Origin of the sequence: Streptomyces sp. NPDC100445, from assembly GCF_044759735.1 — a bacterium.
Taxonomy (GTDB): Bacteria; Actinomycetota; Actinomycetes; order Streptomycetales; family Streptomycetaceae; genus Streptomyces.
In genome coordinates, this window is sequence record NZ_JBIVZV010000009.1 from 1 (window position 1) to 22,667 (window position 22,667).

Genomic DNA, 22,667 nt, shown 5'->3' on the forward strand with positions numbered 1-22,667 from the left:
TGGTGCGGGAAGCAGAGTCGGTCATGGGGGAAAACCTAACGCGGGCGGGCCGCCGAGGGCGAACCGCGTCTCACGTGCCGGTTGCCCCGGACGTGGGGGGGGGGGGGGGGGGGGGGGGGGGGGGGGCCCGCCGCCCCCCCCCCCCCCCCCCCCACGTCGCGGGGGCGGGGACGGGCCGCCGCCGGGGGGGTGGATGGGAGACTGGCCGGGGGCGGCGCCCCGCGTCCGGTACGCGCGGTGGCCCCACGGGACGCGCGGAAGACGGCACGGAGGCGGGACGATGGACGAGGCACGGGCGCGGGACGTACTGGCCCTGGCGGGGGTGGGGGCGGGCCCGGTCCGGGACGCGCGGCTCCTGGCGCTCGGCGAGAACGCGGTGTTCGCCGCCGGTGACCTGGTGGTCAAGGTCGGCCGCGACGCCGAGCTGCTGGAGCGGGCCCGGCGCGAACTGGCCGTCGCCGGCTGGCTGGCCCGGGAAGGCGTGCCGGCGGTGCGGGCCGCCGAACCCGAGCCGCTGCTGGTGGACGGTCATCCGGTGACCGTCTGGCACCGGCTGCCCGACGCCGTGCGCCCCGCCGAACCGCGGGACCTGGCCGGGCTGCTGCGGATCGTGCACGCGCTGCCCGCCCCGCCCTTCGCCCTGCCGCCGCGGGAACTGCTGGGCGGGGTGGAGCGCTGGCTGCGGCTCGCGGGTGACGCCATCGACCCCGAGGACGCGGCCTATCTCCGCGCGCGCCGCGACGGCTTCGCGGCACAGGCGGCGGCGCTGACCCCGCACCTGGCCCCGGGCCCGGTCCACGGCGACGCGCTGCCCCGCAACGTGCACGTCGGGCCGCAGGGTCCGGTCCTGGTCGACCTGGAGACGTTCTCGGCCGATCTGCGCGAGCACGACCTGGTGGTCATGGCACTCTCCCGCGACCGGTACGGCCTGCCCGCCGAGGCCTACGACTCCTTCACCTCCGCCTACGGCTGGGACGTGCGGGAGTGGGAGGGCTGCGCGGTGCTGCGGGGCGCCCGGGAGACGGCCAGCTGCGCCTGGGTGGCCCAGCACGCGCCGGCCGACCCGAACGCGCTGGCCGAGTTCCGGCGCCGGGTGGCGTCCCTGCGCGAGGGTGACGAGACGGTCCGCTGGTATCCGTTCTGAGTCCGCGCCGCCCCGCTCAGACCCGCTCGTCCGCCGGCTCCCGCAGCGGCCACACCCCGTCCACCACGGCCCCGGCGTCCCCCTTGCGGCGCAGGAACGCCTGGAAGTCCGCCGCCCAGGCCGCGTACCACTCGATCTGACGGTGGTGCAGCTCCGCCGGACCGAGGGCGGCGATCTTCGGGTGGCGGTCGGCTATCGCGGCGGCGAGACGGGCGGCTGCCAGGGCGTCGGCGGAGGCGTCGTGGGCCGCGCCGAGGACTATGCCGTACTCGGCGCAGACCGCCTCCAGGTTCCGCTTGCCGCGGCGGTAGCGGTCGACCCGGCGGTCGATGGTGTACGGGTCGATGACCGGGGCGGGCGGCGCGCCGCCCAGCCGGTCGGCGAGGGACGGCAGGCCGTAGCGGCGCAGCTCCGCCGAGAGCAGGCTGAGGTCGAAGGCCGCGTTGTAGGCGACGACCGGGACGCCCGCCGTCCAGTAGGAGGCCAGGACGGCCGCGATGGCGTCGGCGACCCGGTCGGCCGGGTGGCCCTCGGTCGTCGCACGTTCGTTGCTGATGCCGTGCACGGCGACCGCGTCGGCCGGGATCTCCACGCCCGGATCGGCCAGCCACTCCCGACGCCCCATGGGCCGACCGGCCCGCACCTCGATCACGGCCCCGGTGACGATGCGCGCCTCGCGCGGATCGGTCCCGGTCGTCTCCAGGTCGAAGCCGATCAGCAGCTCCTGGTGCCAGCCCATCGGCGGCCCCCCTTCTCGGTGGTGCTCTCCCCCAGTGGTCTTCACCCTCGCACGGGCCACTGACAATCGGGGGGTCGCGTTCCGCTTCTGCGCGGGGAGCCGGTCAGGAGACGGGGCGGGAATCCGCCCAGGCCTGCTCGAACTCCTCACGGTATGTCGGGAAGAGGCCGGTGTCGCCGGCCTGGTCCGGTCTGACCGTCCGGCTGCCGTTGCGCAGCACCAGCACCGGCGACTCCATCCCCCGCGCCCCGCGCAGGTAGGACTGCACGACGGCCACCCCGTCGGCGCCGTCGCCGTCCACCAGGTAGGCGCTGAAGCGGGGCGTCTCGTCGTACACCTGGATCTCGAAGGCGCCCGGGTCGCGCAGCCTGGACCGCACCCGCCGCATGTGCAGGATGTTCATCTCCACCGAGCGGCCCAGTTCTCCCCGCTTCATCCCGAGTTCGCGTTCGCGGCGCTTGACCGAGCTGGAGGCCGGGTTGAGGAAGAGCAGCCGCACCCGGCAGCCCGACTCGGCGAGCCGCACCAGGCGGCGCCCGGAGAAGTTCTGCACCAGCAGGTTCAGCCCGATGCCGACGGCGTCGAGCCGGCGGGCGCCGTCGAAGATGTCCTCGGCCGGGAACTGCCGCAGCAGCCGCACCCGGTCGGAGTGGACGGCGACGACGTCGGCGTACCGGTCGCCGACCAGGTCCTCGACCGCGTCGACGGGCAGCCGGCGCGCCGAGGGCACGTCGCCGCCGGCGCCGAGCATCTCCAGCAGCCGCGCCGAGGCACGCTCGGCCTGGCCGAGCACGGCCTCGGACAGGGCCCGGTTGCGGGAGACGACGTTGCGGGTCACCTCCAGCTCGTCCAGGGCGAGTTCGAGGTCCCGGCGCTCGTCGAAGTAGGGCTCGAAGCACGGCCAGTGCTGCACGACCAGCTCGCGCAGCTGCGGCAGGGTGAGGAAGCTGAGCACGTTGTCGTCGGCCGGGTCGAGCAGATAGCCCTTGCGGCGGCTCACCTCGCGTACGGCGACCGCGCGCTGCACCCATTCCTGCCCGGCCGGGCCGGCCGCGGCGACCACCCACTCGTCGCCGTGGACGGGTTCGTAGACGGGCCGCAGCACGGCGGCCACGACCGCGCGCAGCCGTTGTTCGACGAGGTTCAGCCAGATGTAGGCCCGGCCCGCCCGCTGGGCGCGGGTGTGCACCTCGCGCCAGGCGTCGGCGTCCCAGTCCAGCTCCGGCCCGATGGATCCCGCGTCCATCGGCCGGGCCAGGGACACCGCGCCGGGCGGGACGTCTGTGGAGTTCCCCTCGTGACCCTCGTCACCAGAAGGCAGCTCCAGCCCTCCCGAGCCCACCCGCGCACCGCCTTCCGACCCCCCGGGCCTTCCCCGTCCCAACGATCAAGGAAGGGTACTCCGCGAGGGGTCGGCGGTGCAGCCGGACGGTCAGGTCGGTTTCCCGGCCGCGGTGCTCAACCGCGCCATTTCCAGTGACCGTTCTGCCATGCCAGGTCCGCGGGAGTGAGCGGATTCATGGCGGTGACGTCCCGGGGGGCGATGGAGAAGCCCTGCCAGTGCACGGGCATGGGCTGCTGGTCCTCGTCCCGCGCGATGTGGTGGAAGCCGACGTTCATCCAGACCACCGGGTGCGTGAGGGTCTGGCCGCCGACCCACTTGTCGACGGACGAGGGGTGGCCGGCGGCGCACCCGGGGTTGTTGCTGGCGAACAGCTCGCACGGGTCGTACTGGGTGACGTACATGTCGTGCCGGGTGAAGCTGCGGCCCGGGTACCGGGTGGAGGGCCCGGGGACGAGCTCGTAGGAACGGGCGTGGCCGTCCTTGTTCCGGCCGGTGGCGCTGACCACGCGCCACCAGCGGTACGTGCGGTGGTCGGCGGCGAGCTCCTTGGTGATCTTCGTGCGGGTGGTCCTGGCGGACGGGCCCTCCTGGTGGCCGGCAGGGGCGCTGACGGTCGAGTCGTACTGCTCGACCCTGTTCCGGGAGGAGCCGTCGAGGCCGAAGTCGAGCCGCCAGAACACGTTGTGGCTGTGGCTGGTGGAGTAGTCCGCGGCCCCCTTGCCGATGGGCCAGCCGCGCCCGTCCCGTGCGTCGTAGTCGTCGAAGGAGAGGCTGCCGGTCGCGCCGACGTTCATGTCGACGGTGCCGTCGTCCCTGAACCGCCACTCGGTGATGTACTCGTACCAGCCGACCTGGTTGACCGTGTAGACCAGCAGGTCCTTGCCCTGGGTCTGGTGGGGCCGGCCGGTGGCGAGGTCCGACATGCGGTAGGCGTGGCCGCGGGAACGGGTGGTGGTGCACAGGCCCTTGACGTCGGGGTGGCGCGGGTCGCCGTCGGGCACCCTGACCGGTTTGATGCTGCCGCCGGGACACTCGCCGGGAGCCAGCTCCATCAGCCCCTGGGCGAAGCCCTGGCCGGTCAGGTCGTCGTACTCGTGCTCGCCGTCGTCGTAGGGGACGTGGATCTGGCCGAGTCTGGCGCTGTTGAGGATCTTGATGGGTCTCGGCTCGCCCTTGGGCCGGTAGGAGACGTCCTCCAGGACGAGGCCGGCCTTGCTGTCGTAGTGCCAGCACATCCGCCAGGTGGTGCCGGTGGACAGCTTCTGTTCGATCCGGTGGGCGGCGCCGCATCCGGCGGCCGGCGCGGCCGCGGTGCGCGGGACGGCCGAGGCCGGCCCGGCGGCCGTGGTGGCGCCGACGGCCAGCGCGGCGAGGGACAGGGCGGCGGCCGCCGCCCTGCGGACACGGCCGGCGGCTTGCGCCCGGACGCCGCCGGGCAGGTGCTGTGCGGGCATGACGAGGTGACTCCCTTGCCGGAGGTCGGTCGGGGGGCGGGTACGGAGGCCGGTCAGTCCCGGTCCAGGGCGGCGGCCCTGCGAGCGCTGAGGTCGATCACCAGGTCGCGGGTGTCGATCCAGGGGCCGTTGCGCACCTTGGAGAACAGGCGCACGCAGCGGTGCACCCCGCAGCGGCCGAGGACCGCCGGCTGGGCGCCGGGCGCCGCCCGGTAGACGCCGCCGCTCAGTTCGAGCTGGTCAGGGGAGGTCAGGTCCCTGCCGGTGGCGTCCTTGTAGTCCTCCCGCAGGCCCGCGCCGAGCGGGTCGGCGATGAGGAGGCGGGCCGCCTCGGCGTTCTCGGCGCGGCTCGGCGGCGGCTGGACACCACGCCGGGCGACGGTCCGTCCGGCCTTCCCGGTGCCGAGGTCGACCGTCGTGGTGACCAGGGTGTCGGTCCGGTAGTCGTACGAGGTCACCTCGGCGCGGCGCGGCGCGTCCGGCTGGTCGACCTGGCCGGCCCCGGGCTCGGCGAGGTCGACGGTGAGGGGCTGCGGCCCGCCGCCTCCGGCGACGTCCCGCCCGCCGGCCGACAGCCGCCCGGTCACGGCGGCCCTCTCGGCGCTCCGGATCTCGTAGTCGGTGAGCGGGTCTCGGCCCGTGCCCCGGGCCCGTTGTGCGGGCGCCCGCTCCACGACGCCCGGCGGGACGGCGTCCGGGTCCCGGGCGGCCTGTCCGGCGGCCCGGACACCGCCCGTCCCCGCGCCCCCGGAGTCGTCCGCGCCCGCCGTGCCCGGCAGGGTGACCGCGGCCATCGCCGCGGTGCCCGCCGCCGCGAGGGCGGCACCCGTCAGTAACTTCCCCAGGTGACGGTGGACTGTCTCGCGCACATCATCCCCCTGCTGCCGGTGATCTTCGGGAGTACGTGTTCCGACCCGCTGGTTCGGCGCAGGGCGGGTACCAGAACCGCCGTACGCACTGGTCGGTGGGTAAGAGGGACGTAAGTCGCGGAAGGTTCCGCCACTTTCGGGCACATTCGGGGGTCAACACGGCTCCCGGCGGCAGCACACCTGGGAGAGTCGTATCCATGCAGGTCTGGCCTGGCGAGGCGTATCCGCTCGGCGCCACCTATGACGGCGCCGGAACAAACTTCGCGGTCTTCACGGAGGCCGCGGACCGAGTAGAACTGTGTCTGCTGCACGACGACGGCTCGGAGACGGCCGTGGAACTGCGCGAGAGCGACGCGTTCGTGCGGCACGCGTACGTGCCGGGCGTGATGCCGGGACAACGCTACGGGTTCCGGGTGCACGGCCCGTACGACCCCGCGCGCGGGCTGCGCTGCAACTCGGCGAAGCTGTTGCTCGATCCGTACGCGAAGGCGGTCAGCGGGTCCATCCGGTGGGGCGAGGAGGTGTACGGCTACCACTTCGACGACCCGGAACGGCGCAACGACCTGGACTCGGCGCCGCACACCATGGCGTCGGTGGTCATCAACCCCTACTTCGACTGGGGCGACGACCGGCCGCCCCGCACGGACTACCACCGCACGGTGATCTACGAGGCCCACGTCAAGGGCCTGACCATGCAGCACCCCGGGCTCCCGGAGGAGCTGCGGGGCACCTACGCGGGACTCGCCCACCCGGCGGTCATCGAGCACCTGACCAAGCTCGGCGTGACGGCGCTGGAACTGATGCCCGTCCACCAGTTCGTGAACGACCACCGGCTGGTCGACATGGGGCTGAACAACTACTGGGGTTACAACACCCTCGGTTTCTTCGCCCCGCACAACGCGTACGCCTCCTGGGGCGACCGCGGCCAGCAGGTGCTGGAGTTCAAGTCGGCGGTCCGGGCCCTGCACGAGGCCGGCATCGAGGTCATCCTGGACGTCGTCTACAACCACACCGCCGAGGGCAACCACCTGGGCCCGACGCTCTCCTTCAAGGGCATCGACAACCCGTCGTACTATCGCCTGACGGAGGACCCCCGCTACTACATGGACACCACGGGCACCGGCAACTCACTGCTGATGCGCTCCCCGCACGTGCTCCAGCTGATCATGGACTCGCTGCGCTACTGGGTCACCGAGATGCACGTCGACGGCTTCCGCTTCGACCTCGCGGCCACCCTGGCCCGGCAGTTCCACGAGGTGGACCGGCTGTCGTCCTTCTTCGACCTGGTGCAGCAGGACCCGGTGGTCTCCCAGGTGAAGCTGATCGCCGAACCGTGGGACGTCGGCGAGGGCGGCTACCAGGTGGGCAACTTCCCGCCGATGTGGACCGAGTGGAACGGCAAGTACCGCGACACCGTGCGGGACATGTGGCGGGGCGAACCGCGCGCCCTGGCGGAGTTCGCCTCCCGGCTCACCGGCTCCTCGGACCTCTACCAGGACGACGGCCGCCGCCCGCTGGCCTCCATCAACTTCGTCACCTGTCACGACGGCTTCACGCTGCACGACCTCGTCGCCTACAACGACAAGCACAACGACGCCAACGGCGAGGACAACCGGGACGGCGAGAGCCACAACCGGTCCTGGAACTGCGGGGCGGAGGGCGAGACCGACGACCCGGACGTGCTGGGACTGCGGGCCCGGCAGATGCGGAACTTCGTCGCCACGCTGATGCTGTCCCAGGGCGTGCCGATGATCAGCCACGGCGACGAGTTCGCCCGCACCCAGGGCGGCAACAACAACGCCTACTGCCAGGACAACGAGCTGTCGTGGGTGAACTGGCCGGACGGCCTGGAGAGCGACCTGCTGGAGTTCGTCCGCGCGATGGTGTGGCTGCGCCGGGACCACCCGGTCTTCCGCCGGCGCCGGTTCTTCCACGGCCGTCCGGTGGAGGGCACGCACGACGAGCTGTCCGACATCGCCTGGTTCACCCCCGACGGCGGGCAGATGACCCAGCAGGACTGGGACTCGGCGCCGGCGTCCGCGCTGACGGTGTTCCTGAACGGCAACGCCATCTCGGAACCCGGCCCGCGCGGGGAGCACATCACCGACGACTCCTTCCTGCTGATGTTCAACGCCTCCCCCGAGCCGCTCGAGTTCCTGGTGCCGGCCGACCTCGGCCGGCAGTGGCAGGTCGTGGTCGACACGGCCCGCCCGGAGGGGGTGCCGCCGAACACGGGCGAGAAGATCGAGGCCGGTGACCGGATCACCCTGCCGGACCGCAGCCTGACCGTGCTCCAGCGCCCCACCTGAGCACCGGGCCGCGGGGAGGCGGGCGCCACCGGGGAGGATCCGGGGCGCCCGCCTCCGTGCGGGGCCGCCGGCGGCCGGTGGGCCGTTCGGCCCAGCGCGCGTCCCGGCACCGGGCGCCCCGCACCCCGCCCGGCACCGGACGGGCGCGCGCGGATCGGTGCCGGGGTGACACGAAACACGGCGAGCGGGGTACGTAGGTTCCCATGACTTCTGCGCGCCCCGGACCGGAGGTGCCCACGGCCACCTACCGGCTCCAGCTCCAGCCCGCGTTCCCGTTCGCGGCCGCCGCGGCGGCCGTCCCCTACCTGGCGTCGCTCGGCGTCTCGCACCTGCACCTGTCCCCCGTCCTGGAGGCCGTCCCCGGCTCCGCCCACGGCTACGACGTGACGGACCCCACGCGCGTGCGCGAGGAACTGGGCGGCGAGGACGGCCTGCGCGCCCTGGCCCGTACCGCGCGGGAGCACGGCCTCGGCCTGGTGGCGGACATCGTGCCCAACCACATGGCCATGGCACCCCGGTACAACCTCCCTCTGTGGGAGGTGCTGCGCGAGGGCCCCGGCTCGCCCTACGCGCCCTGGTTCGACATCGACTGGGACGCGCAGGGCGGCCGGGTGCTGCTGCCCGTGCTCGGCGGGCCGGTCGGCTCCGAGCTGGAGCACCTGCGGGTCGACGGCGACGTGCTGCACTACCACGACCACGTCCTCCCGCTGCGCGCCGGCACCGCGCACCTGCCGCTGCCCGAACTGCTGGACGCCCAGTGGTACCGCCCGGTGTGGTGGCGGCTGGCCCGCACCGAGCTGAACTACCGGCGCTTCTTCAGCATCTCGGAGCTGATCGGCGTGCGGGTGGAGGACCCCGGGGTGTTCGACGCCACCCACGGCAAGATCCTCCAGCTGCTGGCCGAGGGGGTGCTCGACGGACTGCGCGTCGACCACCCCGACGGGCTCGCCGACCCGGACGGCTACCTCGCCCGGCTGCACGAGGCGACCGGCGGGCGCTGGACGGTCGTGGAGAAGATCCTGGCCGACGGCGAGCACCTCCCGGCGTCCTGGCCCGTCGCGGGCACCACGGGCTACGACGCGCTGCGCCACATCGACGGCCTGTTCACGGACCGCGCCGGGGCGTACGGGCTCCTGGGCCGCTACCGGGCCTTCGCGGCGCCCCAGACCGACCGGGGCGGCAACTGGGAGGCCACGGTCCGGCGGGCCGCCTACAAGGTGCTCACGCACGAACTGGCCACCGAGACCGACCGGCTCACCCGGGTCGCCACCCGGCTCTGCGCCGGCTCCCCCGACCTGTCGCTGCGCGACCGGGCGCCCTGGGCGCTGCGCACGGCCGTGGAGGAACTGCTGGTCCGGCTGCGCGTCTACCGGCCCTACGCCTCCGGTGACGCCGCCGCGGTCGTCACCCGGGAGGCCGCCGAGGAGGCCCGGCTGGCCTTCGTGGTGCCGGAGGAGGCCGAGGCCGTCGACATCGTGCGGCAACTGCTGGTGGAGCCGCTCGGCGACCCGGCCGCGCCGGACCACGCCGACCGGGTGGAGTTCCGCACCCGGTTCGCGCAGACCGCGTCGGCGCTGCGCGCCAAGGCGGTCGAGGACACCGCCTTCTACCGCTACGTGCCGTTGCTGTCGGCGACCGAGGTGGGCGGCGACCCGGGCAGCCCGGGCGTGTCCCCGGAGGACTTCCACGCGTACTGCGCGCGCGTGCAGCGCGACTGGCCGCACACCGGCACCGTCGTCACCACCCACGACACCAAGCGCAGCGCCGACGTGCGCGCCGCGCTGGCCGTGCTCACCGAGTGCCCGGAGCGCTGGGCGGAGCTGCTCACCGAGATGACACGGGCCGAGGAGGGCGTGCCGGACGGGCAGCTCGCCTGGGCCGCCTGGCAGACCGTGTTCGGACTGGGGCCGGCCGAGGAGGAGCGGGTCCGGGAGGCGCTGCTCAAGCACGTGCGCGAGGCGGGCATGTACACCAGCTGGACGGAGCAGGAGCCGCCGTACGAGGAGGCGGTGACCGCCTTCGTGGCCGCGGGGCCGTGCGGGCCGCCCGGCGAGCGCGTGGCGGCGTTCCGCAAGGCGCTGGAACCGCACGTGCGGGCCAACGTCCTCGGCACCGCGCTGGTCCACCTGACGATGCCGGGCGTGCCGGACGTGTACCAGGGGACGGAGGGCGAGTACCGGGCGCTGGTGGACCCGGACAACCGGCGGCCCGTGGCGTTCCCGCCGGAGGGGCCGGGCGAGAAGGACGCGCTGACCGCGGCGGCGCTGCGGCTGCGCGCCCGGCGGCCCGGCGCGTTCGGCGCGGGCGCGTCGTACGCGCCGCTGGCCGCCGAGGGTCCGGCGGCCGGGCACTGCCTGGCGTTCGCGCGCTCCGGCGAGGTCGTCACGGCGGTGACCCGGCTGTCGCTGCGGCTCGCGGAGGCGGGGGGCTGGCAGGACACGCGGCTGGAGCTGCCGCCCGGGCGCTGGGTGGACGTCCTCGCCCCCGAGCGGGAGTTCACCGGTCACGCGCGCGTGGCGGACCTCTTCGACCGGTCACCGGTGACCCTGCTGGAACGGGCCCCGCAGGACTGAGGCAACGGCCCCCCGGCAGCGGTCGCCCACGGTCCCGGGCGGACCGGGAACGGCGGGCGGCACACGGCCCCCGCCGGACCGGGAACGGCGGGCACCACACGGCCCCCACCGGACCGGGAACGGCGGGCGGCGCACGGCCCCGGTGGACCGGTGTGGCGCCCGGCCCCGGTCCCCAGTGGACCGGTGGTGCCCGGCCCCGGCCGGACGGCCGGCGGGAGGTCCACGAAGGCCCCTCGGGGACCGCGGAAGGCCCACGAACGCCTCCCGCCGCCGGTCCCCACCGGACCGGGAAGGGCGGGCACCACACGGCCCCCGCCGGACCAGGAACGGCCGGCGCCACCGGCCCCGGTGGACCGGTGTGGCGCCCGGCCCCGGCCGGACGGCCGGCAGCAGGTCCACGAAGGCCCTCTCGGCCCGTGAAAGGTGCGCGTAGGCCTCGGGGTTCGCGGCAGGTCCGCCAACGCCTCGGGGACCGCGGAGGTCCCGCGAGGGGACCGCGGAGGTCCGCGAGGGAGCCGCGGCCACGGCCCACGGGGGGTTTCACGAGCGCCTCGGTGGCCCCGGCGGGTCGCACCTGGGCCCGGGGACCGCGGGAGGTCATGAGGGGGCGGCGGAGCCGGGGGCGGCTCGTGCGCGCGGGCGCTCACCGGGTGCCCGGCCCGCGCGTGCCGGAGTCGGTCGGACGGGGCCGGCGCGTGCCCGCGTACTCCGGGCCGCGTCGGTCGGGCGCGGCGCGTGCCCGCGTACCGCACGCCGCCCGACAGGGAGCCTGGTACCGCCGGAGGGCCGCGTCCGCCGCCTCCTTGACAGTTCACCCCCGCCGTGCGGGACTGAGAGGGCGAAGCCGGGCGGAACCAGTCGGGGGTGAGTCTTCTGCCGGAGCTGCGCTATCCGAGCGTTCCCGAACTGGTCGCCAGCGCGCGGACGCTGGCCGCTCGGGAACCCGGTCTGTGCGCGCTGCGCGAGGTCGGTGTCTCGCGCGCGGGAAGACCCCTGCACCTGCTGTCGGTGGGACACGCCCGCCGCGCGGTGCTGGTCGTGGCGGGCGCCCACGCCAACGAGCCGGCGGGCGGGTCCACCCTGCGGGTGCTGGCCGAGCGGGTGCTGGCCGAGCGGGAGCTGCGGGACGACACCTCCTGGCACTTCCTGCTGTGCGCGGACCCTGACGGGGCGAGCCTGCACGTGACCCCGGCGCCGCGCAGCCTGCTCGACTACCACCTCGGTTTCTACCGGCCGACCGGTGCCGAGCAGCCGGAGTGGTCGCCGTCGGTGCTCCCCCCGGACCGACTGCCGCCGGAGACGCGGACCCTGACCGGGGTCATCGACGAGCTGCGCCCGTACCTCCAGGTGACGCTGCACGGCACCGACCTCGGCGGCAGCTGGGTGCAGCTGACGAAGGACGTGCCGGGGCTGGCCGAACCGTTCGCCAAGTCCGCGGCGGAGCTGCGCATCCCGGTGGAGACGGGCGCCTCGGACGCGGCGCTGTGGCCGGCCTCCGGCCCCGGGGTGCACGTGATGCCCGCCCCGGAGGCGGGCGTGGCCTACCCGAGCATGCCGGACGACGCCCGGCACAGCACCTGGTACCACGCGCACCGCTACGGCGGCCTGACGGCGGTGGTGGAGGTGCCGATGTGGGCCAGCGACCTGGTGGACGACCCGGCCCCGCACCCGGCGCCCGCCGCGGCCATACAGCGGCTGGCGGCGCGGCTGCTGCGGGACGCGCGGGAGGTGGAGCGGGTCCTCGCCGAGGCGCTGCCCCGGCTCGACGGCCGGGACGGGCCCCTGCTGCGGGCCGCGCGGTGGGCGCTGGAGCTGGTCCCGGGCCTGGCCGAGGACTGGATCCACACGCCGCCGGCCGGCACCACGATGGCGTACGTCGGCAGTGTGGACGCCTTCGGGCGGCGGCTGCCGCTGCGGGCGGCGTCGATGCTGCTGCGGGTGCTGCGGGAGGCGGACGACCGGGCGGCGCCCCGGCTCCAGGAGCTGGTGGCCACCTGGTGCGACGCCTTCGCGGGGCGTTTCGGGGCCCGCTGGGTGCCGTTGGAGCACCAGGTGGAGCACCAGTCGCGGACGGTGCTGGTGGCGGCGCAGCAGGCGCGTGACCGGGCGGCGTGAAGCCGGTGCCGGCCCGCGCCACCCGGTCGCCGCGCCCCGGTCAGCCGTCCAGGGCGAAGACGGACCCCGTGCGGGCGTTCATCACGCACGCGCTGGTGTACGTCTGCTGGAAGTCGACCGCCCGACCGTTCCACTGCCCGCGCGCGTGGGTGGTCACCGGGGCGTAGATCATCGGACAGAACACCTCCTTGGCGGGGATGCGGCCGACGTCGCCGTCGGCGGCGTCCAGTTCGGCGCACGCGTCGGCCGCGTGGGCGTGTCCCTGGGGCGGGTCGCACAGCAGGACGGTGCCGCGCGTGTCGCTGGAGCGGGCGTCGCCCCTGGTGATCGTCAGGTAGAGCCAGTTGTCCGGACGGATGTCGCGGGAGGCGGCGTGGGCCGGGCCGGCGGTGAGGAGGCCGGCCGCGGCCAGCAGGGCGCCGGCCGCCGCTGCCGCTCTGGTGAGGTAGGTCATGTCCGTTGCATCGGCACGGCGGCCCGTCTTCCGCAGTCCGGCTCACCCGATCGGTGCGTCGGACGGACGCCGGTGCACCTCTGTTCGAACGCGTCCGGCCACACGGCTCAGGTCGTCGCGAGCCGGAACGCGATCCGGCCGAAGGCGACCTGGTCGCCCTCGCGGACCACGACCGTCCCGGTCACCCGGCGGCCGTTGACGGTGGTGCCGTTGGTCGAGCCGAGGTCGCGCAGGACCCACAGGTCGCCCTGGCGGCGGAGTTCGGCGTGCACCCGGGAGACGGTCTCGTGGTTCAGCCGCAGCCCGCTGGCGGGGTCGCGGCCGATGCGCAGCGGATGGGTGTGCGCCGGGTGCGGCAGCAGCAGCTTGGGCAGCCGCTCGGCCTGCCAGGCCCGGCGCAGCCGCACGGTGAACCCGGACACGGCCTCGACCGAGCCGAGCACGGCGCGGGAGAACCGGTTCTCCCGGGGCAGGTCGGCGACGAGCACGGCCAGTTCGTCCGAGCGGCGGGCCACCAGGGCCAGTTCCATGCGGCGCAGGAACGTGTCGTGCGAGAGCCGGCCCAGGGCGACGCCGTCACGCAGCACCTGGATCGCCTTGTCGCGCTCCACGTCGGACGGACGCGCGGGGTAGGTGGAGAACTCGAAGGACGACGTCACACAGGTGATTGTCGGGCAGTGGACGGCGGGTGTCCAGAAAAGGGGGGAGCGTTGCCGGTGGACGGGTACTTCCCCGACACCCGCCAGGAAACGTCGCCATTCGTGGGGCGGACCGGTCTGCGGAGCGGCACGATGGGAAGGCGGGACATCACGGTGGGCAGACGCACCGACACAGGTAGACGAAGGGGAACCGTCCGTGCAGTTCGAGGTGTGGGCACCGCAGGCAGACCGAGTGACGCTCCATTGCGGGGACGGCACGAGCGCGTTGACGCGCGAAACCGGGCGGGCCGGCTGGTGGGCGGGTGAGGCGGAGGCCGGGGACGGCACCCGGTACGGATTCGCGCTGGACGACGGGCCGGTGCTGCCGGACCCGCGCTCCCGCCGCCAGCCCGACGGCCCGGACGGGCTGAGCGCGGTCGTGGACCACGGGCGGTACGCGTGGCGGACCGAGTGGGCCGGACGCGGGCTGCCGGGTGCGGTCCTGTACGAGCTGCACGTGGGCACGTACACCCGCGAGGGCACCCTGGACGCGGCCGCCGAGCGGCTGGAACACCTGGTGGAACTCGGCGTGACGCACGTCGAGTTGATGCCGCTGTGCCCGTTCCCGGGGCGGCACGGCTGGGGGTACGAGGGGGTGTCGCTGTGGGCGGTGCACGAGCCGTACGGCGGCCCGGAGGCCCTGAAGCGCTTCGTCGACCGCGCGCACGCCCTGGGGCTCGGCGTCGTCCTGGACGTCGTGCACAACCACCTGGGCCCGTCGGGCAACTACCTGCCGCTGTTCGGACCGTACTTCACGGACACGCACAGCACGCCGTGGGGCTCGGCCGTGAACCTGGACGCGCCCGGCTCGGACGAGGTGCGCGCGTTCCTCCTGGGCAGCGCCCTGGCCTGGCTGCGGGACTACCGGCTGGACGGCCTGCGGCTGGACGCGGTGCACGCGCTGTACGACACGCGCGCGAGCCACTTCCTGGAGGAGCTGTCGGCCGCCGTGGACGCCCTGGCCGGGGAGGTGGGCCGGCCGCTGTTCCTGATCGCCGAGTCCGACCTGAACAACCCGCGGTTCATCACCCCGCGCGCGGAGCACGGCCTGGGACTGCACGCCCAGTGGAACGACGACTTCCACCACGCCCTGCACACCACGCTGACCGGCGAGTCCCAGGGCTACTACGCCGACTTCGCGCGCGAACCGTTCGCCGCGCTCGCCAAGACGCTGACCGGCGGCTACTTCCACGACGGCACGTACTCCAGCTTCCGGGGCCGCCACCACGGCCGCCCGCTGGACCGCGCGCGGGTGGGCGGGCACCGGCTGCTCGGCTACAGCCAGACCCACGACCAGGTCGGCAACCGCGCCCAGGGCGACCGGCTCTCCGCCCGCCTCTCCCCCGGCCTGCTGGCCTGCGCGGCCACCCTCACCCTGACCGCGCCGTTCACCCCGATGCTGTTCATGGGCGAGGAATGGGCGGCGGGCACGCCCTGGCAGTTCTTCACCGACCACACCGACCCCGAGCTGGCCGAGGCGGTTCGGCGGGGCCGGCGGCGGGAGTTCGCCGAGCACGGGTGGGCCGAGGAGGACGTGCCCGACCCGCAGGACCCGGCGACCCGGGACCGGTCCTGCCTGGACTGGTCGGAGCCGGAACGCGAACCCCACGCGCGCGTGCTTGCCTGGTACCGGCAGCTGATCGCGCTGCGTCGCGCACAGCCCGACCTCACCGACCCCGACCTCGCCGACACCAAGGTCGCCTACGACACCGAGGCCCGCTGGCTGGCCTTCCGGCGCGGCGACGTGCGGGTCGCGGTGAACCTGGGCAAGGAGCCGGCGGCGATCCCGCTGGGCACCGGCCGGGTGGAGGTCCTCGCCGCCTGGGGCCGGGTCGAGGAGCCGGGACCGGACGGACTGCTCCAGGTGCCCGGGGAGTCCTGCGTGGTGCTGACCCAGCCCTGAACGGGCGCCGGCGGCTCCCTCAGGGCTCCGGCCCGTCCTCCTGGAGGTCCGTCACCCGCTCCAGCAGGATCGGCTCCCAGACGCGCGCCAGCTGGACCCGCAGCAAGGACAGGGAGCCGCCGGTGCGGCCCTCCAGGCGTCCGGTGAGGCGCAGGACGGTGTCGCAGCGGGCCAGCCACAGGCCGCGCAGGCAGGGGCGGGCGCCGTAACCGGCCAGGGTGGCGGCGCGGACGGCGGCCGGGGAGCCCACGGCGAGGGCCAGCCCGGCGATGTCCTCGGCGGGGTCGCCCACGGTGGCCGCGGTCCAGTCCAGGACGCCGCGCACCCGGCCGTCGGCGCTGACCAGCACGTGCGCGCCGGTCAGCCCGTGGTGGGTGAGGACGGCGGTGCCGGCCTGCGCGGCGAGCTGGGCGGCGCCGGCCGGGGTGAGCTGGCGCAGCCGGGCGGCGTCGAACTCGTCGGCCGCGGCGAGTCGTCCGGCCGCGTGCACGGCCATCCGGCGCAGCGCCTCCAGCGAGCGTGGCGCGGCCCGCGGCACCCCCTGCGCCTCCGCCGGGCGCACGGGCACCGCGCGCAGCCCGCCGAGCAGTCCGGCGAGGTCGGCCTCGCCGACGGCGGAGACGTCGTGCTCGTCGGCCGTGCCGCCGGGCAGCCTGGTGTCCAGGGTGTAGGCGAGGCCGGGCGCCCAGTCGCCGTGCGCGACGCTCACCGGGACGGCGACGGGCAGGTGCGGCCGGACCAGCTCGCGCACGCGCAGTTCCCGGCGGCGGCGCAGGGAGGCCTCCCGGTCGGGTGCGAGCCGCAGCACGTGCCGGGCGCCGACCCACCAGGTGTGCGCCCGCTCCTCGGACACGGGCCGCACCTCGGGTCCCCCGGTGCCGTCACCGCCCTCCTCGAGCAGCGAGCGGACCAGTCGGCGGACGGTGTCCGCGGTGGGTGTCGGTGCCTGGGTCATGGATCGCACGTCGCCGTTCCGGTGGGGTCGGGGTCTCTCCAGTGCTCTCAGTCCACCATGACCATCTCACGCGTGGTGTTGTTGAGGCGGCGACCGCCGTCCCCGGTGACCGTGACGATGTCCTCGATGCGCACCCCGAAGCGGCCGGGCAGGTAGACGCCGGGCTCCACGGAGAAGCACATGCCGGGCACCAGGGGCTGTTCCTCACCCTCGATCATGTACGGCGGTTCGTGGGTGGTGACGCCGATGCCGTGTCCCGTGCGGTGGATGAAGCGGGCGCCGTACCCCGCGTCGGTGATCACCGCGCGGGCGGCGCGGTCGACGTCCTGGCAGGCCGCGCCCGGGCGCACCGCCCGGAAGCCGGCCTCCTGGGCGGCGCGCACGACGTCGTGGACCCGGCGCTCCTCCTCGGTCGGCTCGCCGACGTGCACCGTGCGGGTGGTGTCGGAGCCGTAGCCGTCCTTCAGGCCGCCGAAGTCGAGGACGACCATGTCGCCGCCGCGGATGACGCGGTCGCCCACCTCGTGGTGCGGGTCGGCGCCGTTGGGGCCGGAGCCGACGATGGTGAAGTCGACCTGGGAATGACCGAAACGGCGCAGCAGGTCGGCCAGGTCCCGGCCGACGTCCGACTCGCGGCGCCCCGCGAAGCGCACCCGGCGGATCTCCTCGAACGTCGCGTCGGCGGCCGCGCCGGCGGCGGCCAGCAGTTCCACCTCGGCGGCGTCCTTGACGGCGCGCAGCATCGGCAGGGCCTCGGTGAGGGAGGCGTAGGAGGTGCCGGGGAGCGCCCGCTGGAAGCCGAGCAGGTGCATCGCCCAGGTGTTGTCGCTGATGCCGAAGCGCCCGGTGCCGTCGAGGAGGGCGGCGGTGACGGCGTAGGGGTCCGCGCCGTCGGTCCAGTCCCGCAGGGTCACCGTGGCTCCGCCGACCGCGTGCTCGGCGTCCGGGGCCTCCAGGGTGGGCACCACGAGCACGGGGTCCCGGCCCGGGGTGAGGACCAGCACCGTCAGCCGTTCGGTGACGGCGGTGGGCGTGTAGCCGGTGAGCCACACCATGTCCGGTCCTGGGGCGACGAGCAGCCCCGCGAGGCCGGCGTCGGCGGCGGAGCGCACGGCTCGTTCCCTGCGGGCCGCGTGGTCGGCGGCGGTGAAGGGCGCGGGCGTGGTACCGGTCATCCGGGCCTCCGGGACGGGCGGGGCGGGCGGGGCGTCTCGGGGAGCATCCTGCCCGCCCGGACGGCGCCACGCGAGCCGGTCACGGGAACCGGTGTGCCGCGGGGTGCGACGGGTGGGCCCGGTCAGGTCACGACCGCGGGGACCACCGTCAGCCGCTGGTGGCCGCCGCCGGCGTGGCGCACGGTGAGGAGCACCGGCTTGCCGGGGCGGGCGCGGACGACCGCCCGGGCGAGGTCGGCGGCGGTGTCGACGCGGGCCGTGCCGAACCGGAGCACGACGTCCCCGCGGATCAGGCCGGCCGCGTAGCCGGGGCCGGGCACGTGCACGCCCACCACCGTGGCGCCCGCTTCCCGGGCGTCCGCGGCCTCCACGCCGAGGGACGCCGCGCCCGGTGCGGGGGCCGGGCCCCGGCCGGCCGCGGGGGCGGCCGTGACCGGGGGGACGTGCGGCCTGGTCCGGGCCGCCGGTGCGGCGGTCCCGCCCGTCCCGGTGACCGTGGCGCCGAACGCGCCGAGGCCGGCACCGGTCAGCACCAGCAGGACGCCGGCGCCGAGGCCCAGCAGGGGCCGCAGCCGCCGTCGGCGCCGGCGCGCGGCGTGCGGGCGGACGGCGGTGCCGGGCGTGCCGCCCGTCCTCCTGCCCCGGCCCGGCATCGGCTTGGGACGCAATGCGCTCTGTTCCATGGTTCGTTCGCCTCCGGTGGTGCTCTACCCGCGCCACCGGGCCGTGACGAGACACGAACGGGTGAGACTGACCGGAGGGTGGTGGCGGGCGGCCTCAGCCCGTGTGACCGCCGCCGTGGCCGCCGTGGGCACCGCCGTGGTCGAACTTCAGCGCCTCGGGCGGCATGACGACGAAGGGCCGCATCATGCCCATGTCCTCGTGCTCCAGCAGGTGGCAGTGGTACATGAACCGCCCGTACGCGCCGTCGAAGCGGCCCATGACCCGCACCATCTGGTCGCCCGGCACCCGGAAGACGTCCTTGTGACCCCGCTCGTTGGGCGCGAGCGGGATCGTCCGGCCCGTGTCGTACCGGATCGGGGTGCGGGTGCCGCCCACCGCCGGGTCGAAGCCCGAGACGTCGTAGGCGTCGCGGCCCAGCAGCTGGAAGTCGGCCAGGTGGATGTGCATGGGGTGCACGATGGCCGCGAGGTTGAGGAAGCTCCACTGCTCGTAGCTGCCCTCGGCGACGGTGAAGCCGAGTCCGTCGTTGAACGTCCGGGAGGTGCGCCGGTACGTCTTCGTGGTGCCGTCCGGGCCGGTGAGCTGGACGATGCCGTCGGCCGGGAGCCGCAGGCCGGCGGTGTCGGTGACCTCGGTCATCTCCCAGATCTCCGGGTGGCCGCCGGCGCCCTTGGTGGTGGGCGGGGTGAGCAGCACCAGGCGGTGGCCGTGCGGGATGTCGTGGCTGAGGCGGCGGAAGGAACCGGAGAGCACCTCGGGCAGTTCGAAGGTGTCCTCTCCGCAGTCCTCCCGGACGCGGAACTCCAGCACGGCCGGGAACGGCACGTCCCCGGCGGGGTCGGGCACGCCGGCCGGCTGGTTGCCGCCCTTGTTCACCAGGCGCAGGGTCCGGCCGGCGAACGCGCGGAAGTCGACCAACAGGTCGAAGCGTTCGGCCGGTGCGGCGGTCAGCGTGGGCAGGTCCTCGTCGAAGTCGACCGGGACCGGACGCGGCAGCAGGCCGCCGTCACTGCCGATCTGGTGCACGGTCCCCGGCACCGGCTCGCCGTCCTCGTCGATCAGGACCAGGTCGAAGATGCGCGCGTTGGACGCGTTGACCAGCCGGAAGCGGTACCAGGCGGGGTCCACGTCGGCGTAGGGCCAGATGCGGCCGTTGACCGTGGTGTACGGGCCGGTGAAGGGCACGGAGACCGCCTTCCCGGTCTCCGGGTTCTTCTCCTGGACGATCAGTGTCTTGTGCAGCAGGCGCCCGTTGAGGCGCCCGTCCTCATCGGTGTCGAGGTTGCGGTCGGCGATGAGCAGGGGCATCTCCCGCTCGCCGGAGGGCAGGTGGAGGGCGTCCTCCTCGTCGTCGCGGACGAGGTAGGTGCCGTAGAGGCCCGCCATCACGTTCCACCGGGTGATGTTCATGGCGTGGTCGTGGTACCACCACTGCACCGCCTGGTGGTCGTTCGGGTACTCCGACAGCTGGGCGTCGCCGTGGCCGACGGCGTTGTCCGCCCAGCCGTCGTTGCCGCCGCCGGTCTGCGCGCCGTGCAGGTGGGTCACCGACCAGGCGGGCAGGGCGGCGACGTCCTTGTCGGGTTCGACGCCGTCCCGCCCGGGCTCGGTGGTGGCCTGCGGGCGGCCGTCCGTGCGCAGCTTCACCTCCACCGAGGTGACCGGGTACTCGCTGTCCTTCGGTATGCGGTTGGTCCAGGCGATGCGGACCCGCTGTCCGCGCCGGACCTCGATGGTCGGGCCCGGGACGTGGCCGTCGTACCCCCACATCAGCGTGGGCGGCAGCTGCGGGTGCAGGCGCACCCAGGCCGGGCGCAGGGCGATCTCGGTCTCCCGCAGCACGTCGTCCGCCGCGGGCCGCAGGACCGGCGGGACCGGTAACGGCGCCATGTACGGCGTGAGTTCGGCCGCTCGCGGCGCCTGCTCGTGCGTGGTCGCCGCGACGGGCCTTTCGATGATCTCGGTCAAGATCGGACACCCCCGTGTGAGTTCTGTGGTTCGTCGCTCCCCTTGCTCCACAAGACTCCCCGGGGCGCCCCGAAGTTCCCTGAATGCCCGATTCCGTACGAGAAGATTCGGCGCCGGTCAGCCGCGGGGAAGGGCGGGCACGGCGGGGGCGCGGTCGGGCAGGAAGCCGTGGACGCGACCGCCGAGCCACTCGGCCTTGTACCGGTCGACCTCCCGGTGCCAGTGGAGGATGCCGGCCAGCCAGTTCTCCAGGTCGAGGACGTAGCCGTCCATGGTGGCCCGTGCCTCGGGCGACAGGTCGAAGTCGTCGTACAGGATGGGCAGTTCGTGTGCGATGACGTGCTGGAACTGGTGCATGCGCTGGGTCATCAGGTCGTGGACGACACGGAGTCCGGTCGGGTAGTCCACGCCGAAGAAGTTCTGCACGACGAGGATCGCGTTGTGGATCTCGCCCTCGTACTCGATCTCCTTCTGGTAGGAGAAGACGTCGTTGAGCAGGCAGGCGTAGTCGATGGCCGCGTTCTCCAGGGAGCGCACCGGGCCGCTGGCGTACACCTCCGGGGGGATGGCGGGGCCGTGGCCCATCCGGCACAGGCTCAGGGTGAGGTCCGAGCCGAACGTGGAGCGGCGCATCTCCAGGTAGTCGACGGGGTCGGGGACGCGGTTGTACAGCTGGTTGGTCACCTCCCAGACCCAGCTCTCGGTCATCTTGTCCACGGCGGTCCGCAGGGTGCGCCGTTGATCGGCGGTCATCCCGGCCGTCGTACGGGCCCACAGGTCGGTCAGGGACCGTTCCATGGCGTTGGCGGGGGCCGGGACCGGCTCGTCGTCGACGGGCATGCACGAGGAGAGCCGGGCGGTGGTCAGCCGGGCCGCGGCGACGTCCCGGCGGTGGCCGTAGACCAGCGGGTAGTAGTCGTCGCCGTAGGTGCCGAAGGCCAGCCACTGCGCGCTGAGGTCGAGGGCCTCGGGCGTGGCGTCCGGGTCCAGGCCGGCGGAGCACAGCGCGAGGTCGTAGGCGCCGAGCTTGTCCAGGTCCCAGACGCCCTCCTGGAGGATGCCCATGCGGTCGCACCACTCCACGAGGTGCGACCGGGAGCGGTCCAGGTGGGGGCTGAGTCGCACCTGGAAGGGCATGTACAGGTCAGGGACGACGGACGGGCCGACCTTCTGGAAGGGCACGTGGCGGTGGGCGCGCAGGCGTTCCCGGGCGGCGGTGACGAGCAGGGCGCCGATGTCGGCGGCCGAGGTGCCGGGGCCGGCCGGGACCTGCCAGGGCGACGTCACGCGGGCGCCCTGGTTCATGTAGCGGCTGGAGCGCATGTGCCACTCGTGGCCGCCGGACTGCCAGTCCTGGAGTCCCTTGGTGTAGGCGGCGACCGCGGCGAGTTCGCCGGGGGTGAGCCCCTTCTCCAGGGCGACGGCGGGGACCTCGGTCAGCGCGGTGTGCTCGAACTGGTGCAGCCGGGAGGTGAGGACGTCGTTGACGGTGTCGGCGGCCTCCTGGGTGGTGCAGCCGAAGAACCTCTCCAGGACGAGGACGCCGTTGCTGTTCTCGCCCTCGTCCTCGACCTCGCGCTGGTAGGAGAAGAGGTCGTTGCGCAGGTGCACGGCGTCGGAGAACGTCTCCATCAGGACGCGCAGGGGCCGGGTGCCGGCGACGGCGGCGGGCACCTCGGCGGTCGCGTACTCGACCAGCCCGGACGACCAGGGGGCGCCGCCGACCTTGCGGCGCATCTCGATGTACTCGACGGGGTTGGCGATCCGCCCCTCGTCGATGTTGGACAGCTCCCACATCGACTCGTTGAGCAGGTGCTCGGTGGCGACGGCGAAGCGGCGCCGCCAGTCCGCGGACATCGACGGCACCGTGCGCGCCCACAGGTCCTTCAGGCCCGCCTCGACCGGGTTCTCCGGCTCGGGCACGGGGGTGGTGAGGTCGAGCGGCATGAACAGCGGCAGGCGGCCCAGGTGGGCCTTTCCGGCGGCGCGGTCCGGGGTGCGCTTGAACATGTCCAGGAAGTGGTCGTCGAAGAAGAACACCCACACGTACCAGTCGGTGATCAGCGAGAGCGCGGGGCCGTCGCAGTCGGGGTGGGTGTAGGCGCACAGGAGCCCGTAGTCGTGCGCCTCCAGGTCGGCCTGCTGCCAGATCCCGGAGCCCTCCAGCATGCCCATCTCCCGCGCCCACCCGGTCGAGTGGGCGCGGGCCTCGTCCAGGTGCGGGTTGAGGCGCGCGGGGTACGGCATGTAGAAGCGCGGAAGTTGAAACGGCTGCGTCATGG

At 74.3% G+C, this 22,667-nt stretch carries 16 protein-coding genes; 5 read left to right on the forward strand and 11 right to left on the reverse strand.

The genetic code is table 11. From position 1 onward, the window contains the following. The first annotated feature begins 280 nt into the window (after positions 1–280). A complete protein-coding gene (locus ACIQVT_RS21410) occupies positions 281–1,144 on the forward strand; it encodes a phosphotransferase enzyme family protein (protein WP_403755920.1) in 864 nt (287 codons plus the stop codon). 16 nt (positions 1,145–1,160) lie between these two features. Here ACIQVT_RS21410 and ACIQVT_RS21415 read toward each other — a convergent pair whose 3' ends face one another. From ACIQVT_RS21415 to ACIQVT_RS21430, 4 genes are all read right to left on the reverse strand, one after another. Further along, a complete protein-coding gene (locus tag ACIQVT_RS21415) occupies positions 1,161–1,883 on the reverse strand; it encodes a 3'-5' exonuclease (RefSeq protein WP_403755923.1) in 723 nt (240 codons plus the stop codon). Positions 1,884–1,986: 103 nt separating this feature from the next. Further along, entirely contained in the window at positions 1,987–3,225 is a 1,239-nt protein-coding gene (locus ACIQVT_RS21420; protein WP_403755928.1) for an SAV2148 family HEPN domain-containing protein, read from the reverse strand. 116 nt (positions 3,226–3,341) lie between these two features. Beyond that, entirely contained in the window at positions 3,342–4,682 is a 1,341-nt protein-coding gene (locus tag ACIQVT_RS21425) for a copper amine oxidase (protein ID WP_403755931.1), read from the reverse strand. A gap of 53 nt (positions 4,683–4,735) precedes the next feature. Further along, a complete protein-coding gene (locus ACIQVT_RS21430; RefSeq protein WP_403755933.1) occupies positions 4,736–5,551 on the reverse strand; it encodes a Tat pathway signal sequence domain protein in 816 nt (271 codons plus the stop codon). 197 nt (positions 5,552–5,748) lie between these two features. Between ACIQVT_RS21430 and glgX the strand changes: the two genes are divergently transcribed. The 3 genes from glgX (at position 5,749) to ACIQVT_RS21445 (ending at position 12,548) form a co-directional block, all read left to right on the forward strand. Next, positions 5,749–7,860, forward strand: coding sequence for a glycogen debranching protein GlgX (gene glgX, locus ACIQVT_RS21435; protein ID WP_403755936.1), 2,112 nt, complete (start codon positions 5,749–5,751; stop codon positions 7,858–7,860). Between the two features lie 203 nt (positions 7,861–8,063). Further along, a complete protein-coding gene (treY, locus tag ACIQVT_RS21440) occupies positions 8,064–10,433 on the forward strand; it encodes a malto-oligosyltrehalose synthase (protein WP_403755939.1) in 2,370 nt (789 codons plus the stop codon). Between the two features lie 864 nt (positions 10,434–11,297). Continuing rightward, a complete protein-coding gene (locus ACIQVT_RS21445) occupies positions 11,298–12,548 on the forward strand; it encodes a M14 family zinc carboxypeptidase (protein ID WP_403755942.1) in 1,251 nt (416 codons plus the stop codon). 40 nt (positions 12,549–12,588) lie between these two features. On the opposite strand, the gene ACIQVT_RS21450 is transcribed toward ACIQVT_RS21445, so the two are convergent. Both ACIQVT_RS21450 and ACIQVT_RS21455 read right to left on the reverse strand, forming a co-directional pair. Continuing rightward, complete coding sequence (locus ACIQVT_RS21450) at positions 12,589–13,002, reverse strand: SSI family serine proteinase inhibitor (RefSeq protein WP_403755945.1); 414 nt, start codon at positions 13,000–13,002, stop codon at positions 12,589–12,591. 107 nt (positions 13,003–13,109) lie between these two features. Further along, positions 13,110–13,661 carry an FHA domain-containing protein gene (locus ACIQVT_RS21455; protein ID WP_403755948.1) on the reverse strand — a complete coding sequence of 184 codons (552 nt, stop codon included), beginning with the start codon at positions 13,659–13,661 and terminating at the stop codon, positions 13,110–13,112. Positions 13,662–13,857: 196 nt separating this feature from the next. On the opposite strand from ACIQVT_RS21455, the gene treZ reads away from it, so the two are divergent. Beyond that, a complete protein-coding gene (gene treZ / locus ACIQVT_RS21460) occupies positions 13,858–15,603 on the forward strand; it encodes a malto-oligosyltrehalose trehalohydrolase (protein ID WP_403755951.1) in 1,746 nt (581 codons plus the stop codon). A 19-nt stretch (positions 15,604–15,622) separates the two neighbouring features. Here treZ and ACIQVT_RS21465 read toward each other — a convergent pair whose 3' ends face one another. From ACIQVT_RS21465 to cyc2, 5 genes are all read right to left on the reverse strand, one after another. Continuing rightward, entirely contained in the window at positions 15,623–16,558 is a 936-nt protein-coding gene (locus ACIQVT_RS21465) for an aminoglycoside phosphotransferase family protein (RefSeq protein WP_403755954.1), read from the reverse strand. Between the two features lie 47 nt (positions 16,559–16,605). Continuing rightward, a complete protein-coding gene (locus ACIQVT_RS21470; protein WP_403755957.1) occupies positions 16,606–17,733 on the reverse strand; it encodes an aminopeptidase P family protein in 1,128 nt (375 codons plus the stop codon). 122 nt (positions 17,734–17,855) lie between these two features. Then, the gene (locus ACIQVT_RS21475) at positions 17,856–18,416 is read right to left on the reverse strand and encodes a PDZ domain-containing protein (RefSeq protein ID WP_403755960.1); all 561 of its coding nucleotides are present in this window, start codon (positions 18,414–18,416) and stop codon (positions 17,856–17,858) included. 94 nt (positions 18,417–18,510) lie between these two features. Beyond that, complete coding sequence (gene phsA / locus ACIQVT_RS21480) at positions 18,511–20,385, reverse strand: O-aminophenol oxidase PhsA (protein WP_403755963.1); 1,875 nt, start codon at positions 20,383–20,385, stop codon at positions 18,511–18,513. Positions 20,386–20,502: 117 nt separating this feature from the next. Further along, positions 20,503–22,665 (reverse strand): germacradienol/geosmin synthase Cyc2, encoded by a 2,163-nt coding sequence (cyc2, locus tag ACIQVT_RS21485; protein ID WP_403755966.1) that lies wholly within the window; start codon positions 22,663–22,665, stop codon positions 20,503–20,505. Positions 22,666–22,667 lie beyond the last annotated feature (2 nt).